Origin of the sequence: Amycolatopsis benzoatilytica AK 16/65 (genome assembly GCF_000383915.1) — a bacterium.
Lineage (GTDB): Bacteria > Actinomycetota > Actinomycetes > Mycobacteriales > Pseudonocardiaceae > Amycolatopsis > Amycolatopsis benzoatilytica.
On record NZ_KB912942.1, the window covers coordinates 2532798 to 2549310 of the forward strand.

15 protein-coding genes are annotated in these 16513 nt (G+C 72.9%); 5 read left to right on the forward strand and 10 right to left on the reverse strand.

The window, feature by feature from the left end:
* Window positions 1-130: 130 nt before the first annotated feature.
* Together AMYBE_RS0111545 and AMYBE_RS41500 are read left to right on the forward strand one after the other, a co-directional pair.
* Window positions 131-943 carry an enoyl-CoA hydratase/isomerase family protein gene (locus tag AMYBE_RS0111545; RefSeq protein ID WP_020659530.1) on the forward strand — a complete coding sequence of 271 codons (813 nt, stop codon included), beginning with the start codon at window positions 131-133 and terminating at the stop codon, window positions 941-943.
* Entirely contained in the window at window positions 940-2091 is a 1152-nt protein-coding gene (locus AMYBE_RS41500) for a CoA transferase (RefSeq protein ID WP_020659531.1), read from the forward strand. Before AMYBE_RS0111545 ends, AMYBE_RS41500 begins: the two co-directional genes overlap by 4 nt.
* 61 nt (window positions 2092-2152) lie before the next feature.
* On the opposite strand, the gene AMYBE_RS0111555 is transcribed toward AMYBE_RS41500, so the two are convergent.
* Both AMYBE_RS0111555 and AMYBE_RS0111560 read right to left on the reverse strand, forming a co-directional pair.
* Window positions 2153-3178 (reverse strand): glycosyltransferase family 9 protein, encoded by a 1026-nt coding sequence (locus AMYBE_RS0111555; RefSeq protein ID WP_020659532.1) that lies wholly within the window; start codon window positions 3176-3178, stop codon window positions 2153-2155.
* The gene (locus AMYBE_RS0111560) at window positions 3175-4635 is read right to left on the reverse strand and encodes an HAD-IIIA family hydrolase (protein WP_020659533.1); all 1461 of its coding nucleotides are present in this window, start codon (window positions 4633-4635) and stop codon (window positions 3175-3177) included. The genes AMYBE_RS0111555 and AMYBE_RS0111560 overlap by 4 nt, the downstream gene beginning before the upstream one ends.
* 98 nt (window positions 4636-4733) lie before the next feature.
* Here AMYBE_RS0111560 and AMYBE_RS0111565 point away from each other — a divergent pair, with 98 nt between their 5' ends.
* The 3 genes from AMYBE_RS0111565 to AMYBE_RS0111575 are packed head-to-tail and all read left to right on the forward strand — an operon-like array spanning window position 4734 to window position 8264.
* The gene (locus AMYBE_RS0111565) at window positions 4734-6104 is read left to right on the forward strand and encodes an aldehyde dehydrogenase family protein (RefSeq protein WP_020659534.1); all 1371 of its coding nucleotides are present in this window, start codon (window positions 4734-4736) and stop codon (window positions 6102-6104) included.
* A complete protein-coding gene (locus AMYBE_RS0111570) occupies window positions 6101-7177 on the forward strand; it encodes an FUSC family protein (protein ID WP_020659535.1) in 1077 nt (358 codons plus the stop codon). Before AMYBE_RS0111565 ends, AMYBE_RS0111570 begins: the two co-directional genes overlap by 4 nt.
* A gap of 28 nt (window positions 7178-7205) precedes the next feature.
* Complete coding sequence (locus AMYBE_RS0111575) at window positions 7206-8264, forward strand: NAD-dependent epimerase/dehydratase family protein (RefSeq protein WP_034286939.1); 1059 nt, start codon at window positions 7206-7208, stop codon at window positions 8262-8264.
* A 50-nt stretch (window positions 8265-8314) separates the two neighbouring features.
* Here AMYBE_RS0111575 and AMYBE_RS46100 read toward each other — a convergent pair whose 3' ends face one another.
* The 8 genes from AMYBE_RS46100 to AMYBE_RS0111615 all read right to left on the reverse strand — a co-directional run bounded on the left by AMYBE_RS46100 (window position 8315) and on the right by AMYBE_RS0111615 (window position 16502).
* Window positions 8315-8854: a flavodoxin family protein gene (locus AMYBE_RS46100; protein ID WP_245573378.1), complete on the reverse strand. Its 540-nt coding sequence runs from the start codon at window positions 8852-8854 to the stop codon at window positions 8315-8317.
* The gene (locus tag AMYBE_RS41505) at window positions 8778-10214 is read right to left on the reverse strand and encodes a UDP-glucose dehydrogenase family protein (protein WP_084469962.1); all 1437 of its coding nucleotides are present in this window, start codon (window positions 10212-10214) and stop codon (window positions 8778-8780) included. Before AMYBE_RS41505 ends, AMYBE_RS46100 begins: the two co-directional genes overlap by 77 nt.
* A complete protein-coding gene (locus AMYBE_RS0111590; protein WP_020659539.1) occupies window positions 10207-11151 on the reverse strand; it encodes a glycosyltransferase family 9 protein in 945 nt (314 codons plus the stop codon). The genes AMYBE_RS41505 and AMYBE_RS0111590 overlap by 8 nt, the downstream gene beginning before the upstream one ends.
* On the reverse strand, window positions 11142-11828 hold the full coding sequence (locus tag AMYBE_RS0111595) for an SDR family oxidoreductase (protein WP_020659540.1): 687 nt from the start codon (window positions 11826-11828) through the stop codon (window positions 11142-11144). The genes AMYBE_RS0111590 and AMYBE_RS0111595 overlap by 10 nt, the downstream gene beginning before the upstream one ends.
* A gap of 27 nt (window positions 11829-11855) precedes the next feature.
* The gene (locus AMYBE_RS0111600) at window positions 11856-13217 is read right to left on the reverse strand and encodes a PfkB family carbohydrate kinase (RefSeq protein WP_020659541.1); all 1362 of its coding nucleotides are present in this window, start codon (window positions 13215-13217) and stop codon (window positions 11856-11858) included.
* The gene (locus tag AMYBE_RS0111605) at window positions 13214-13774 is read right to left on the reverse strand and encodes a D-sedoheptulose-7-phosphate isomerase (protein ID WP_020659542.1); all 561 of its coding nucleotides are present in this window, start codon (window positions 13772-13774) and stop codon (window positions 13214-13216) included. The genes AMYBE_RS0111600 and AMYBE_RS0111605 overlap by 4 nt, the downstream gene beginning before the upstream one ends.
* Window positions 13775-13795: 21 nt before the next feature.
* Complete coding sequence (locus tag AMYBE_RS0111610; RefSeq protein ID WP_020659543.1) at window positions 13796-15430, reverse strand: carbamoyltransferase family protein; 1635 nt, start codon at window positions 15428-15430, stop codon at window positions 13796-13798.
* Window positions 15431-15554: 124 nt separating this feature from the next.
* Complete coding sequence (locus AMYBE_RS0111615) at window positions 15555-16502, reverse strand: NAD-dependent epimerase/dehydratase family protein (protein ID WP_020659544.1); 948 nt, start codon at window positions 16500-16502, stop codon at window positions 15555-15557.
* Between the last annotated feature and the right edge of the window lie 11 nt (window positions 16503-16513).

Consider the following 16513-nt stretch of genomic DNA (forward strand, 5'->3'; position numbering starts at 1 on the left):
GATTGCGCGTTCGCCGAGCTGAAGCGGGCCGCTGCCGGGGTCACGATGACCACGCAGCAGGTGGTGGAACTCGAAGGCAGGAAGTACGACCGCGAGGGCTTGCCCTCGGCGACGGCAGGAAGGGAACGGCATGAGCCGCTACGCACGATTCGAGCACCTGCGCGTGGACGGACCCGACGAGGACGGGGTCCTCGAACTGGTTCTCGACGCCCCGAACCTCAACGCGGTCAGCGAACCCGCACACGCCGATCTCGCCGACATCTGGCGCGAATTCGACCGCGACCCGGCGGTCAAAGCTGTCCTGCTGCGCGGCGAAGGCAAAGGCTTCTCCGCCGGCGGATCGTTCGACCTGGTCGAAAAACTCGCCACCGACTACGAAGCCCGCTCCCGCACCATGCGCGAGGCCCGCGACCTGGTCTACAACGTGATCGACTGCTCCAAGCCGATCGTGTCCGCGATCCACGGCCCCGCCGTCGGCGCCGGACTCGTCGCCGGAGTACTCGCCGACGTCTCCGTCGTCACCGCCAACGCGAAAATCATCGACGGCCACACCCGCCTCGGCGTCGCGGCGGGCGACCACGCCGCCGTGTGCTGGCCGCTGCTGTGCGGGATGGCCAAAGCCAAGTACTACCTGATGACCTGCCGCCCGCTGACCGGCGCGGAGGCGGAGCGGATCGGGCTGGTGTCGATGTGCGTCGAGGACGAGGCAGACCTGCTGCCCACCGCCCGCGAAGTCGCCCACGAACTCGCGGGCGGCGCGCCCGACGCGATCCGCTGGACCAAGCAAAGCCTCAACCTCTGGTACCGCCAGCTCGCCGGCGCCATCTTCGACACCTCGCTGGCGCTGGAGTTCTACGGCTTCGCCGGCCCCGAGGTCCGGGAAGGGCTCGCCTCGCACCGCGAACGCCGCAAGCCCGACTTCACCCGGGTCCACGACGCATGAACCCCGCCCTGCTGGCCGGGCTGCGGGTCGTCGAGCTGTCCGGCTACGTCGCCACCCCGCTGTGCGGGCTCACCCTCGCCCAGCTCGGCGCGGACGTCGTACGGGTAGAACCGCTCGGCGGCGCCGCCGACCGCACCCGCTGGCCGCTGTCCGACACCGGGACCAGCCTCTACTGGTCCGGGCTGAACAAGGGAAAACGCGCGGTCGCCGTCGACCTGGAATCGGAAGAAGACCGTCGCCGGGTCGCGAACCTGATCGTCGACGGCGGCCCGTGCGCGGTCGTGACGAACACTTCGCGCCACGCCGATCTCGGATACGAAGCTCTGCGCGCACGACGTCCCGACCTGATCCACGTGCTGCTGGACGGCCGAGCGGACGGCGGTGCCGCGGTCGACTACACCGTGCAGGCCGCGACCGGGTTCCCGCTGCTCACCGGCACCGGCCCGGCACCGGTCAACCACGTGCTGCCCGCCTGGGACGTCTGCGCCGGGCTGTACCTGGCCGTCGGTCTGCTCGCCGCCGAACGGCACCGCCAGCAAACCGGGCAGGGCCGGTCGATCCGGGTCGCACTCGAAGACGTCGCACTCGCCACCGCCGGGAACCTCGGCTACCTCGCCGAAGCGCAGCTCACCGACCACGAACGCACCAAATCCGGCAACGACATCTACGGCACCTACGGCCACGACTTCGAAACCGCCGACGGCGCCCGGGTGATGATCGTGCTGCTCACCGAACGACACTGGGACAAGATGCTCGCCGCCACCGGGCTCGCGGACGCCTTCGCCGGACTGGGCAGGGCATTGGGAATCTCGTTCGCCAGCGAATCCGACCGCTACCGCCACCGCGACGTGATCACACCGCTGCTCGCGCGGTGGTTCGGCCGGACCCCATACGCCGAGGTGGCGGAAACGCTGACGCGGCACCGGATTCTGTGGGAGCGCTACCGCAGCTTCGCCGAACTCGGCCGGGACGGCGGGTCCGCTTTGCGCGACCTGGCCTTGTTCGGAGAGGTCGATCAGCCGGGGGCGGGGCGGCATTGGGCGCCGAAGTCGCCGATCCAGGCGGACGGGGAGCGGCTCGGCCCTCAGCGAGCCCCGGAAGTCGGCGAGCACAACGGCGAGGTGCTGGACGCGCCGGCCGACCGCTGACCGTCGAACGGGCGATCGGCATGTCGGCCGCGACGGCAGGAAAGACGGTCGGCTCGCCCGCTCAGCACGACCGCGGCGAAGCCTCGGGCCCGCCCGCCCGCACCAGCTGCCGGACGAGGTCGTCGACCGCGGCCACCACTTCGGCCGGATCGATCCCGTCCAGGCACGGGTGGCCGGGCACCGGACAGGTCCGGGCTCTCGAGCCTCGGCAGGGTGCGTGCTGGTCGCCGAGCAACGCGGCCGGGACGCCGAACGGAGCCCAGCGCGGGGCGGGCACCACCGGCGCGAACAGCGACACCACCGGGGTCCCGACCGCGGCCGCCAAGTGCGCCGGGCCGGTGTTCGGGGCCACGACCGTGCCGGCGCCGGCGAGCACCGCGGCCAGTTCGGGCAGCGTGGTGCGGCCGGTCAGGTCGACGTCCGCCGACGGGGCGGCGTCCCCGGTTTCCCCGGTGACCACGATCCGGTGCCCTGCTTCGGCGAGCGCGTGCGCTATCCGTGCGAGGTGCGCGGAGGACGGCTGGCGCGCCGGGGCCGAGGCGCTCGGGTGCACGACGATGTAGTCGCCCGGGCCGGTCAGCCGGGACACCTCCGGAAGCGGAGGGCGGATCGCGAGCCGGCCGTCGTCGTCCGCTGGCAGCGGGAATCCGGCGGCTTCGGTCAGCGACAGCATCCGCCGTGCCTCCGGCGGGTCGCCCGGCACACGGTGGCGCAGGTCGAGCAGGCTGCCCGGATAGTCCTCGCAGATCGCGCCGATCCACGGCACTCCGGCCAGCCGCAGCACGAACGCGAGCGGCAGCGGCGACTGGTGGAAAGACGTGAACACGAACGCCCGGTCGAATCCGGCCAGCCGCTCGGCCAGCGCGTCGACAGCCGCCCTGGTCACCGGCGGCGGGTCGAGGTCGATCCACGGCGCGCGGAACTCGATCACCTCGTCGACGCCGGGCAACAGCCTGGCGGCCGCCGCGCCATGCGGCCCGGCCAGCACTGTGAGGTGCTCGGCTTGCGCGGCGAGCGCGCGCACCGCCGGACCGGCCAGCAGGACGTCGCCGAGATTGTCCTGCCGCGCGGCGAGAATCCGGGTCACGAGGCGACGCCTGCCCGCCGCAGCGCGTCGGCGAGGTCTCGGGCGAGGAATGCTTCCCGGCGGGCGCGGACGACCTCCACCGGGCGGGTGCGCGCGGTCGGCACCAGCACTGCCCGCGCCCCGGCCGCGAGGGCCGCGTCCACGTCCGCGCCGGTGTCGCCGATGACTACACACTGCGAGGGATCGACCGACAGTTCCCGCGCCGCCCGGCGGACGAGCTCGGGAGAGGGTTTGCGGCAGCCGCAACCGTCCGCCGCGTCGTGCGGACAGACCTGCCAGGTGCCGAACCCGCCGAACAGCTCGTCCACCCGGGCGTTCACCGCGCTGAGCTGATCGGGACTGATGAGTCCTTTCGCGACTCCGGACTGATTGCTCACCACGCCCAGCCGCACGCCGGCCTGCCGCAGCGACCGCACCGCGTCCACCGCTCCGTCGATCGGCCGGACCAGTGCCGGATCGGACAGGTACGGCACGTCGTGGATCAGCGTGTCGTCGCGGTCGAACAGCACCGCGCGCGGCCGGTCCGGGCGGCGCGCGGCGATCTCCCCTCGAAGGCGGTGCCAGCAGGCCGCGGGCGGGATCAGCACGCTGGTCAACGCCATTCGCGCGATCTCGCCCGGCGCGGCCGGCCCGGAACGAATGCGCTGCGCGGCGAACGCACCGGTCAGCGTCGCCCACGCGGTCAACGCGAGGCGGCGGCTGCCCGGCACGAGCGCGGCGAGACCGGCCGCGACGGTGAGCGCGTGCCGCCCCAGCATTCCGGTGCCGGCACCGGTTCGCTGCCGCCACAGGACGCCGTGTTTGAGGCGCATCCGCGCGTTGTCGGCGTTGCCGCGTTGCGCGCGCACGCTCGCGAAGAACCCGGCCCGGCGCGCGGGGTGGACGGTGACCCGCTCGCCGCGATCGATCCAATGGCCGTTCAGCACTACTCGCAGCGCCAGGTCAGAGTCTTCGCGGAAGGCGCGCGGGAACCGCTCGTCGAAGCCGCCCGCTTCGGCGAGAGCGGTGCGCCGGTAGGCCATATCCGCGGTGATCCATCGCGCGGTGGCCAATCCAGCGGTGCCGCGTTCGTCGTCGGTCGGCTTCCGGCCCGCCGGCAGCGGAACGACGATCCGCGCCTGCGACGCGGCGGCCTCCGGCGGCACCCGCGCCAGATCGGCGACGAGCTGCGCTGGCCAGTCCTCCGCGAGCACCACGTCGTCGTCCACGAACGCGATCCACTCCGACTTAGCCGCGCGCCAGCCGACGTTGCGCGCCGCGGCCGGTCCGCGGCCGCCCGAGCGCAGCACCCGCACCCCGGCCGGCAGGCCGAGGTCTGACCCTTGTAGACGGTCGTCGACCACGATCACTTCCGTCGGGCCGGGTCCGAGGCCGGCGCGCAGCGTCTCCAGCAGGGACCGCAGCGCGGGACGGCCGGTCGTCGGGATCACGACGGTGTAGTCCGGGAACGTGTTCACCGGCCCCGGAATACCCGGCGACGGAGCGGGCAAACGGTGCGCATGGGCGCACCGCCCCCGGGGTACTCGCTGCGCGCGACCTACTGCAGGGAGATGCGATGACCATGCTGGACAGTCCAGCCGCCGTGCTCGACATCGCCGACCCGGCCGACGGCAGCCCGGTCGGCACGGTGCCGATGGCCAGCTCCGACGAACTCGACGCCGCGCTGCGGCTGGCGCACCGCGTCCAGCCCACCTGGGCGCGCACCCCGGCGGCCGAACGGGGCGAAGCGCTCCGCGCCGCCGCGGACCGGCTGCGCGCGCACGCCGACGACCTGGCCGAGATCAACTGCCGGGAGACCGGGAAGCCCGTCGACGAAGCACGGGAAGGCGTCCTTGCCGGAGCCGGAACCCTCGGCCAATACGCCGAACTGGGGCCGGTCCACCGCGGCCGCAGCCTGCTCGGCGATTTCGACGCGACCGACCTCATGGTCCCGGAACCACGCGGCGTGGTCGTCGCGCTGACCCCGTGGAACGACCCGGTGGCGGTTGCCTGCGGCCTGCTCGGCGCGGCGGTCGCCACCGGCAACACCGCAGTGCACAAGCCCAGCGAACGATGCCCGCACACCGGTGCGCTGCTCGGCGAAGTGCTCGCCGGGGTGTTCTCGGGCGGCGTTCTGCAGACGGTGCAGGGGGACGGCCGAGTCGGCGCCGCGCTCGCCGCGCGAGCCGACGTGGACGTCCTCGCGCACGTCGGCAGCACCGCCGCCGGGCGCTCGATCGCCGAGAGCGCGGCCGCGACCGGAGCGAAGGCGCTCCTGGAAAACGGCGGAAACGATGCGCTGGTGGTGGACGAGGACGTCGACCCGCGCTGGGCCGCAGACCAGGCAGCGCTCGGCGCGTTCGCGAACTCCGGCCAAATCTGCGTCGCCGTGGAACGCATCTACCTGCATCGCGCGGTGGCCGAACCCTTCCTCAAAGCTCTCACCGCCGCTGCCCGCGAGCGACAGCTCGCGCCGCTAGTCGACCCCCGCCACCGCGACCACGTGCATTCCCACGTCGAGAACGCGGTGTCGCTCGGTGCCGAGCTGCGGACCGGCGGAGCGATCCCGCCGGGACCGGGCGCGCATTACCCGGCGACAGTGCTGACCGGGTGCACCAACCGGATGCGAGTGCTGCGCGAGGAAACGTTCGGCCCCGTCGCGCCGGTCTGCGTCGTCGATTCGTTCGAGCACGGGCTCGCCGAGGCCGCCGACGACGCATACGGCCTCGCCGCGACCGTGCTCACCGCGTCCATGGAGCACGCGCAGCACGCCTGGCGCGAGCTGGCGGTCGGAACGGTCAAGGTCAACGCGGTCTTCGGCGGGGCTCCCGGCGGAGCGGCCCATCCCCGGCGCAGCAGCGGCACCGGCTACGGGTACGGCCCGGAGCTGCTCGACGAAATGACCCAGACCAAGGTCGTCCACCTCGCCCCGCCAGGCCGCCGGTGAGCTTCAGCCTCGACCGGACCCCGCTCGGCTGGGCGGCCCGGGCGATCCGGGTTCCGGGCAGCGAACGGCGGATCGTGCTGCAGGCGGCGAAAGCGACGATCGCCGCGGTGGCCGCCTGGCTGCTCTCCACCCAGGTGCTCGGCCTGTCCCAGCCGTTCCTGGCGCCGTATGCCGCGGTCTTCCTGGTGGAAGCGACGGTCTACCGGAGCTTGCTCGGCTGGGCGCAGCAGGTCGGCTCGGTCGCGGCCGGGGTGCTCCTCGCCGCGGCGGTCGCGCATCTGCTTCCGGAGCAGACCGCGACCCTCGCCGTCGTCGTCTTCGTCGGGCTGTTGCTCGGCTCCTGGCGGCAGTTCGGCAGCTCCGGCGTGTGGGTTGGCGTGACCGGGATGCTGCTGGTCACCTACGGGACTGCCCGCAGCTCGGAGCTCCTCGGCGACCGGCTGCTCGAAACCGCGCTCGGCGCCGCGGTCGGGCTCGCAGTCAACAGCCTGCTGTTCCCGCCGCTTTACGGCGAACGCCTCGCGGAAGCAGCGCACCGGCTCGCGGAAGCTCACGCGGGCCTGCTGGAAGACGCCGCCGAATTGGTGCGCACCGACGAACCGCCCGCCGACCTGGAAAGCTGGCTCGGCCGAGTCGGCGATGTGCGCAGCCTCGCCCGCGCCGCCGAGGACGCCTCCGGCCTCAGCCGCGAAGGCCGGTTTCTCAACCTCCGCAAGCGAAGCCGCCACGCCGGGCGTCAGCTCGACCGTCCACTGCGGACTTTGGTGACGCTGTGGCCGGCCGTCGAGCAGCTCGCCGAAGCGGTCCGTACCACCGCCGAGGGACGCGAGCCGTTCATCTACCCGTGGCCGGGGGCACGCGACGTCCTCGCCGACGTGTTGCGGGAGCTCGCGACCGCGGTCCGCCTCGCCGCGACGCCCGGCCGCGAACCCGAGCTGGCTCGGTGCCGATCGCTGGTGTCGCAGGTCGAGGATCGGCTGGTCTCATCGCAAGACGGGGTGACCGCGACGCTCGGACTGGGCGCGTTGGCGCTGCCGGCCCGCCGGCTGCTCCGGCAGCTCGACGGCGAGTGATTCCGTCCCTGGCGGGTACCCGGCTCCGATGACAACGCAGCAACCACAGCGGATCGCCGTGACAGGCGCGACCGGGAACATCGGCACGGCGACCGTGCGCGCGCTCGCCGCCGCACCCGAAGTCGCCGCCATCACCGGCATCGAGCGACGACCTGCCGGAGTCCCGCCGCCCAAGACCGAGTACGTCGCCGCCGACGTGGCACGGGACGACCTGACACCGCTGCTTCGCGACGCCGACACGGTAGTCCACCTGGCGTGGCTCTTCCAGCCCACTCATCGGCCCGACGTGACTTGGGAGGCCAATGTCCTCGGTTCGCTCCGGCTGTTCGAAGCCGCCGCGGCGGCAGGCGTGTCGACGCTGGTGGTGGCGTCTTCGGTCGGCGCCTACTCGCCCGCGGCTGACGACAGCCCGGTCTCGGAGGACTGGCCGACGCACGGCTGGCCCGGTGCCGCGTATCCGCGCGAAAAGGCATATGTGGAGCGGTGTCTCGACTCGTTCGAGCGTGCGCACCCGGAAATCCGGGTGGTCCGCGTCCGGCCCGGGTTCGTCTTCCAGCGGGCCGCCTCGACCGAGCAGCGGCGGCTGTTCGCCGGGCCGTTCGTGCCGGGCAGTCTCGTCCGGCCGGGCCTCGTGCACTTCCTGCCGGACATCCCCGGCCTGCGGTTTCAGGTCGTGCACGCGAACGACCTGGCCGACGCGATGCGCCGCTGTGTGCTGCGCCCGGTCTCCGGTGCGTTCAACATCGCCGCCGATCCTCCCGTCGACCCGCGCCTGCTGGCCCGCCTGCTGCGGGCCCGGCTCGTGCCGGTCCCGGCGGGCCTGCTCAAGCCGGCGCTCACGGCGGCGTGGCGCATGCATTTGCTGCCCGCGACCCCGGGGCTGTTCGAGACCGTGCTGCGGCTGCCCACCATGGACACCGCGCGCGCCCGGTCCGAATTGGACTGGCGACCGGACTGGTCCGCGGCCGAAACGATGGAAGAGTTCCTGCGCGGACTCCGGCACGGGGAGGGCGCGGACACCCCGCCGCTGGCGCCGGACGAGCATCGCCGGCACGAGATCGCCACCGGAGTCGGCCAGCGGCCGTGACAACTGCACCTGGCCGGGCTGCTGCAGGGGGCGGCCCGGCCAGGGAGCGGTCACGACGCCGGATATTGCTGCTTTCCCACCAGCTCCGCCAGATGCATCGCGTTGCGCACCAGCGTGGCGTTCGTCGAGGCGACTGCCTCCGGCGTTTCGTCCAGGTCCTGGTAGTCGCCGCCGTTCATGGCTTCGCCGTTCCAGTAGGTGCCGCCTTGGGCCGGGATCGTGAAGCCGATGTCGTTGAGGGCCTGGAAAAGGTCGGCAGTCACCTTGTGCGCGCCGTCCTCGTTGCCGACCACCGCCACCACGCCGACCTTGCCGAACATGCCGGGCCGGCCCTCGCCGTCGGTTTCGGACTGTTCGGCGTTCAGGCGTTCCACCACCCGTTGTGCGACGCTGGACGGGTGCCCGACCCACGTCGGCGTCGAGACCAGCAGGATGTCCGCGGCCGCCACCTTGCGCCGGATCTCCGGCCACTCGTCGCCGTCGCCGGCGTCGGCTTCGATGCCGGGGCGCACGTCATGGTCGACGACCCGGACCAGTTCGCCGGTCGCCCCCCGCTCGGCGAACAGGTCGAGCAGCTGCCGGGCGATCAGATCGCTGCTGGAGCGGGCCGGCGAGCGCTTGAGGGTGCAGCCTAGGGCGAGAACACGCATCAGGAACCTCCATCGGGGTGCCGACACCGACCCGGGCGAACCCGGCCTCGGCGACAGCGAACGGATCGAGCACATTGCGGGTGTCGACCACGACCGGACGGTCCGCCGCGGCGGCCAGCCGCCGCCAGTCGAGGTCGCGAAATTCCGGCCATTCGGTGAGCACGGCCAGTGCGGCCGCGTCTTTCGCCACCAGATACGGGTCGTCCACGACGAGATATCCGTCCGCGTCGGACCGGACGGCCGGGTCGTAGGCGGTCACCTCGGCGCCTCGCCGAGCGAGCTCGGCGGCGACCGCGACCGCCGGGGATTCGCGCAGGTCCGCGGTGCCGGCCTTGAACGCCAGCCCCAGCACACCGATCCGCACGCCGTCGAGCGAGCCGTCCGGGCTGCCGGTCGCGGCGGACCGGATCGCCCGGACCATCCGCGCGCGCTGCCGGGCGTTGGCTCGCACCGCGTCCCGCAGCAGGCTGAACTCGACCCCGGCGGCATCCGCGGCCTGCAGCAGCGCGCTGGTGTCCTTCGGCAGGCAGGATCCGCCCCAGCCCGGGCCCGGGGCCAGGAAGTGCGGACCGATCCGCGGGTCGAGGCCCATCACCGCGGACACCTCACGGATATCCGCGGCGTACTGCTCGCACAGTTCGGCCACCGCGTTCGCGTACGAAGCCTTGACTGCCAGGAATCCGTTGCTGGCGTACTTCGCCAGTTCGGCGCTGGCGCTGCTGGTGCGCACGACGTCCGCTCCGGTCGGGGCGTAGAGCTGCGCGACCCGGCAGGCGGCGGGCGAATCCGGCGGATCGGCGCCGACGACGACCCGGTCCGGATGGCGAAAGTCGTGCACGGCATGGCCTTCGCGCAGGAACTCCGGGTTGCTGACCACCGGAAGATCGGCCCGGCCGAGGAAGCCCGGAAGGCGCCCGGCGGTCCCGACCGGCACGGTCGACTTCGTCACTAGCACGGTGCCCGGGGAAAGGATCCGGCCGAGGCGGCGCAATGCGTCGCGGAACGGCCCGAGGTCCGGCGCGCCGTCCTCGCCCGGCGGCGTCGGCAGGCACAGGAACACCAGCTCGCGCCCGGCCAGCGCATCCAGGCCGGTTCCGAAGGCCAGCGTGCCCGCCCGGGTTCCTTCGGCGACCAGTCCGGCCAGGCCGGGTTCGGCGAGATCCACCTCGCCGGCATCCAAGCGGGCGATCTTCGCCGCATCGATGTCCACAGCGGACACCTGGTGGCCCATCGCGGCGAAGCAAGCCGCACTCGTCAGCCCGACGTAGCCCGCGCCGAGCACTCCGATCCGCTCAACCATGCGACACCCCCTTGCGCACTACCGCATGCGCGGCGGCGAGCACCCGGCCCGGACTCAGCAGCAGCAGCCCGGCGTCCGGCTCGGCTCCGTGCGGGTCGCCGACGTCGCCGACCCACAGCGCGACGTGCTGCGGCGCATCCGGCGGCGGGCCCCAGCACCGGGGCGGCGTCGGCCCGAACAGCAGCACGGACGGCGTACCGAAGGCCGTCGCGAGGTGTCCGACGCCGGTGTCCCCGCACACCACCAACGCCGCCCCGGCGACGAGCGCGGCAAGCCCGGCCAGGTCCGTTTCGCCGGCCAGCACCGCGTCCGCGGGCAGCCCTGCGCCCTCCGCGACTTCGTTCGCCAGCGGCTGCTCGGCGGCGGTGCCGGTCACCACGACCCGATGGCCCGCAGCCGCCAAGTCCCGCGCCACCTCGGCGAACCGTTCCGGCGGCCAGCGTCGCGCCGGAAACGCCGCGCCCGGATGCACGACGACCGCACCGGGCGCGGGACTCGGTCCGGGCGGCGCAGGGAGGCGCAGATCTGCTCGGTCGGCGACCGCCCCTCCGTATTCGACGAGCCGGCACCAGCGGTCGACCTCGTGCAGTCCAGGCGCCCAGTCCAGGCCGGGCACCTCCGGGAGAGCCGGATGCCGATGCGTGAGCAGCGCGTCCGGCTGAACCGCCAGCAGGTCGCGGATGCTCTCCGGTCCCCTGCCGTGCAAGTTCGCCGCGAGCCGCGGCGGCGGACCGGGCCAGGCGAGCTGTCCGAGGCCGGCAGTGGGCAGCAGTTCGTCCACCGCGCCGACCAGCTCGACCAAGTCCCGCAGCGGTTCCGGAGCGGCCAGCACCAGCCGTTCGCCGGGGTATGCCCGGCGGAGTGCGCGCAAGGCCGGCACCGCGGTCAGCAGGTCGCCGATCCCCAGGGCGCGCAGCACGAGCACACTCACGGCCACGACCCTTCCTCTGACGCGCACGCCACGAGTTCGCGGACTTCGGCGTCCGGTGGCTGCGACAGCGCGAACACCACGGTGCCCGCCACATGTTCCGGCCGGTTGAGCTTCGCGTCGGCGGGCGGACGGTACTGCTCGGTCCGGTCGTCGAAGAAATGCGTCCACATCCCGCCGGGCACCAGCAAGGTCACCCCGACCCGGCCGGCCAGTTCCGCGGCCAGCGCGCGGGTGAAGCCGACTACGCCGAACTTCGAGGCGCAGTAAGCGGTCGCGTCGCTGACTGCTTTCAGCCCGAGCGTCGATGCGACGGTGACGACTCGCCCGTGCGAGCGCTCGAGGTACGGCAGCGCGGCTCGCACTACCGCGACGGTGCCCAGCAGGTTCACGTGCACCACCCGTTCCCAGTCCTTCGCCGGAACCGCGCCGAGCGGACCGCAGGCGTCGGTCCCGGCCGCGGTGACCACTCCGTCGAGACCGCCCGCACGCTCGGCCACCTCCCGCACCGCTTGCTCGGCCGCGGCCGAATCCGCGAGATCGGCCTGTACGCAGTCGACGCCGTCGACCGGGCGCACGCGGTCGATGACCCAGGGCGTGCCGCCTTCCGCCCGGACGGCGTCCACTGTCGCCGCGCCGAGACCGGACGCACCGCCGGTGATCAGGACATTGCCTAGAGAACGCATCGGGCTCCTCTCTTTCCGAATCGGGACTCACCTGCCGGCCGCCGCGGCGACCAGCTTCGTCGTCGAATAACCGGGCAAGGTCGCCACCAGCGCGATCTCCCCGCCGTGCCGGCGCACCACCGCCCGTTCGGGCAGATCCGCTTCGGTGTAATCGCCGCCCTTCGCCCACACGTCCGGCCGCAATCGCTCCAGCACCTCGGACGGCGAGGGCTCGTCGAAGATCACCACCGCGTCCACAACGGACAGTGCGGACAGCAGCCGGGCCCGGTCTCCGGCGGACAGCAACGGACGGCCCGGGCCTTTCAGCCGGCGCACCGAACTGTCCGAGTTCAAGCACACCACGAGCGCGTCGCCGAGCGCCCGCGCGCGCTGCAGCAAGCTGACGTGGCCGGGGTGCAGGAGATCGAAGCAGCCGCCGGTCGCGACCAGCCGGCCGCCGGCCGCCCGAACCCGCGCGGCCACCGCGAACGCGTCCTCCTCCGGGGAAACCGCGACGGTGCCTGGACGGTCCTCGACGGACAATGCGCTCGCCCCGCCCGCGGCCACGAACCGCGCCGCCGACTCGACCGCGACCCGCACTGCCTCGCCCACCGGCGCACCGTCGAGCAACGCCGCCGCGGCCGCCGCAGCGAACCGGTCTCCCGCCCCGCAGGTGTCGGGGGCGGCGCGACCAGTCACGTGCGCGCGCTGCGGCACCGGCACCCGCCGGACCGCCGAGCCCTCCGCGACCAGCGCGCCCCTCGCTCCGAGGGTGACCGCGACCGCGTCCGCACGCCAGCGCTCCCGCAACAGGCCCGGCATCTCGACGGCGTCCGGGACGAGCGCCGTGGCCTCGCTCGCGTTCGGAGTGACCAGCCGCGCTCCCGGCACCGGCGCCGCGCCGCGCGGATGCGGATCCCACACCACCGGGACCCGGGACGCCATGTCGGCGAGCACCGCCCGCAGCCGTGGGTTCCGGGTGAGTCCGCGGCCGTAGTCGGCGACCAGGATCGTCCCGGCCCGCCGCAGCATTCGTTCGGTGCGCTCGGGCAGTGTCTGGCCCGAGGCGATTCCGTCCCCGGAATCCAGTCGCAGCAACGATTGCCCTGCGGCGCGGACACGCGTCTTCGACACGGTGGCACCGCACAGCGGTACCGGAGCCAGAGTCACTTCCGGCTCCAGCAGTCCCACGAGCGTGCGCGCGGCCAGGTCGTCGCCGAACGCGGCCACCAGCACCACGTCGGCGGCGGAGCGGGCAGCCAACACCGCGGCGAGACCGGCGCCGCCCGGGCGCAGCCACCGCCGAGCCACGTCGACGACCGGTACCGGTGCGTCCGGGCACAGCCGATCCGCGGTGCCCTCCGTGTCGACGTCCAGGAACACGTCGCCCACCACCACCAGCGGCTTCACGCCGGCACCCCGAGCGCGTCGTCCAGCGCTTCGCACAACGCGTGGATGAGGGCGAGGTGCAGCTCCTGCACTGTCGCGACGCTCGGCGCATCGACGGCCACCGCGTCGTCGCACAACGCGGCGAGCGGGTTCGGTGCCGGTCCGGTGAGCGCCCACGTGGTCACGCCCAGCTCGTGCGCCGCCTTCGCGGCCGCCACGACATTCTGGCTGGTTCCGCTGGTGGACAAGCAGACCAGCACGTCGCCGTGCCGGCCGTGTGCCTGCACCTGGCGCGCGAACAGCTCCGAAGCCGGGTAGTCGTTGCCGATCGCGGTCAGCGCCGAAGTGTCGGCGTGCAGCGCGATCGCGGACAGCGGACGGCGTTCGCGCCGGAACCGGCCCACCAGTTCGCCGGTCAGATGCTGGGCTTCGGCGGCGCTCCCGCCGTTCCCGCAGGCGAGCAACCGTCCGTCGTTCTCGAACACCCGCGCCAGGCACGCGCCCCACGCCGCGATCCGCGGGGAGGCGAAGCGCAGGCGCTCCGCGGCCGAACACAGGTCGGCGAAGTGGTCTGCCATGGAAAGCACCTCCTCGTAACGTCAGCGATTTCGGTGGCGCCGGACCAAGAACGGTCCCAGCGCCAGTACGTCCACCGGAGCCGAACCGAAGCACTCCAGTGCGTCCCGCGGCGAATCGACCATCGGCCGTCCCGCGGTGTTGAGACTGGTGTTCACCACGACCGGCAGCCCGGTCCGGTCCGCGAACCCGGAAAGCATCCGGGCGGTCCGCGGATCGTCGGCCGGCTCGACCGTCTGCACGCGGGCGGTCCCGTCCACATGGGTCACCGCCGGCAGCCTCGGCCGCCAGGCATCGGCGACGTCGTGGACGAACAGCATGTACGGGCTCGGCAGCGGGCCCCGGGAGAAGATCTCCGCCGCCCGGCCGGCCAGCACCATCGGCGCCACCGGCCGGAACTGCTCGCGGCCTTTGACGTCGTTGAGCCGTTCCAGATTGCCCGCCCGGCCGGGATGCGCGAGCAGCGAACGATGCCCGAGCGCGCGGGGACCGAACTCGGCCCGGCCCTGGAACCACGCGACGATCTCGTCGTCGGCCAGCGCCTGCGCCACCGACTCCGCGACGTCGTCCGGCCGTTCGTAGGCCACGTCTGCTTGTCGCAGCGCGGATTCGAGTTCGTCGTCGGTCCACTCGCGCCCCAGCGCGGCACCGGGCATCGGCTCGATTGGCTCGCCGGCGTCGGCCGCCAGCTGCAGTGCCGCGCCCAGCGCGGTCCCCGCGTCGCCCGCGGCGGGCTGGATCCAGACCGACTCGAACGGGCCCTCGGCGTGCAGCCGGGTGTTCGCCACGCAGTTGAGCGCGATGCCGCCGGCCAGCGTCAATCTCTCCTGCCCGGTCTGCTCGTGCAGCCACCGGACGAGGTCGAGAAGCACTTCCTCCAGCACACACTGGACGCTGGCAGCGAGATCGGCGTGCCGCCGGGTCGGCTGCTCGCCGCGGGCGCAACGAGCGGCGAGGGCGGCCCAGTCGATCGGCTCGGTGCGGAATCCGCCGTCCCCGGTCGCCCGGACGCGTTCGCGAAGGTAGTCGAGATGCACCGGAGAGCCGTAGGACGCCAGCGCCATGACTTTGTACTCGTCGCTCGACCGAGCGAAACCCAGGTGCTCGGTCAGGTCTTCGTAACACAGCCCGAGCGAATGCGGAAGCCGTTGCGCGGCAAGTTCTTTGAACCGGCCTGCCCGGTATTCGCCAGCGAGATAGGACGTGCTTTCGCCGCGTCCGTCGGCGACCAGCACCGCGGAATCGCCCGCGGGTGCGGCCAGCGCGGCCGACGCGGCGTGCGCCACGTGATGACGGACGAACCGGACCTTCGCCGGGTCCAGCCCCGGCAGTTCGGTGCGCAGGAATGCCGGCGCGCGACGCGCGAATTCGGTCCGCAGCTGCTCGCCGCTGGGATCGTGCCCGGCCAGCCCGGACTCGACCAGGTCCGGATCGTAGGAGAAGCCGACCGCGTCGAGGTCGGCCGCGGTCAGCCCGGCCCGCTCGAGGCACCACCGCGCGGCCTGGCCCGGCTGCTCCCACGTCGAGAAAGGCACCGCCTGCTTGCCGTGCTTGCGCCGGCTGAACCGTTCCTCCTCGGCCGCCGCGACGACCCGGCCGTCCGCTACGAGCGCGGCAGCCGGATCGTGGAACACCGCGTTGATTCCCAGGAAACGCACCCGCTCACCCCTTCGCCGGCGGGCGGACCCCGTCGATCCGCCGTCCCCGAAGCGCTACCCGGCGCAGTCGCGGATAAACGGATTTCCGGGAAAAGCCCAGGACGTCGCTACTGCGCGCAGCGGCTCAGACGGCGACGCGCCGCGCGGCGAACCAGTCCGCGGTCCGCCGCAGCCCCTCGCCGGCCGACACCCGCGGCGTCCATCCGAGCACCCGCCGAGCGAGCGAGATGTCCGGGCATCGGCGGCGCGGATCGTCCTCGGCGGCGGCGACGTGCACGATCCGCGACCGCGAACCGGTGATCGCGAGCACCTGCTCGGCGATCTCGCGCACCGAAAGCTCGTGCGGGTTGCCGAGGTTCACCGGCCCCGGATGTCCGGACGCAGCGAGCGCCAGCAGGCCCGCGACCGTGTCGTCGAGGTAGCACAGCGACCGGGTCTGCCGTCCGCTGCCCTCGACCGTCAGCGGAGCTCCGCTCAGCGCCTGCGTGACGAACGCCGGGACCATCCGGCCGTCGTCCGCGCGCATGCCCGGTCCGTAGGTGTTGAAAATCCGCGCTATCGCGGTGTCGGTTCCCTTGCTGCGCCGCGTCGCGCTGGCAAGGGCTTCCGCGTAGCGCTTCGCCTCGTCGTACACGCTGCGCGGTCCGATCGGATTCACGTTGCCCCAATAGGATTCGCGCTGCGGGTGTTCGAGCGGGTCGCCGTATACCTCGCTGGTGGACGCGAGCACGAAGCGCGCGTGCTGTGCCGTCGCGATCGAGAGCGCGTTCTCGGTGCCTGCCGAGCCCGCCCGCAGTGTCGCGAGCGGACGGTCCAGGTAGGCCCGCGGAGAAGCGGGCGAGGCCAGGTGGAACACCGCGTCGACCGGCCCCGGCACCGGGATCGGTTTTGTCACGTCGTGGTCCAGCAGCCGGAATCGCGGATCTTCGATCACCGGGTCCAGCGCGCCCGGCGGGGCGGTGGAGAAGTTGTCGACGGCGGTCACTCTCGTGCCCTGGGCAAGCAGCTTCGCGCACAACCGCGCGCCGACGAACCCGGCACCGCCGGTGACTACCGCGTGGGAGAAAACCATGCCCCGCCGGG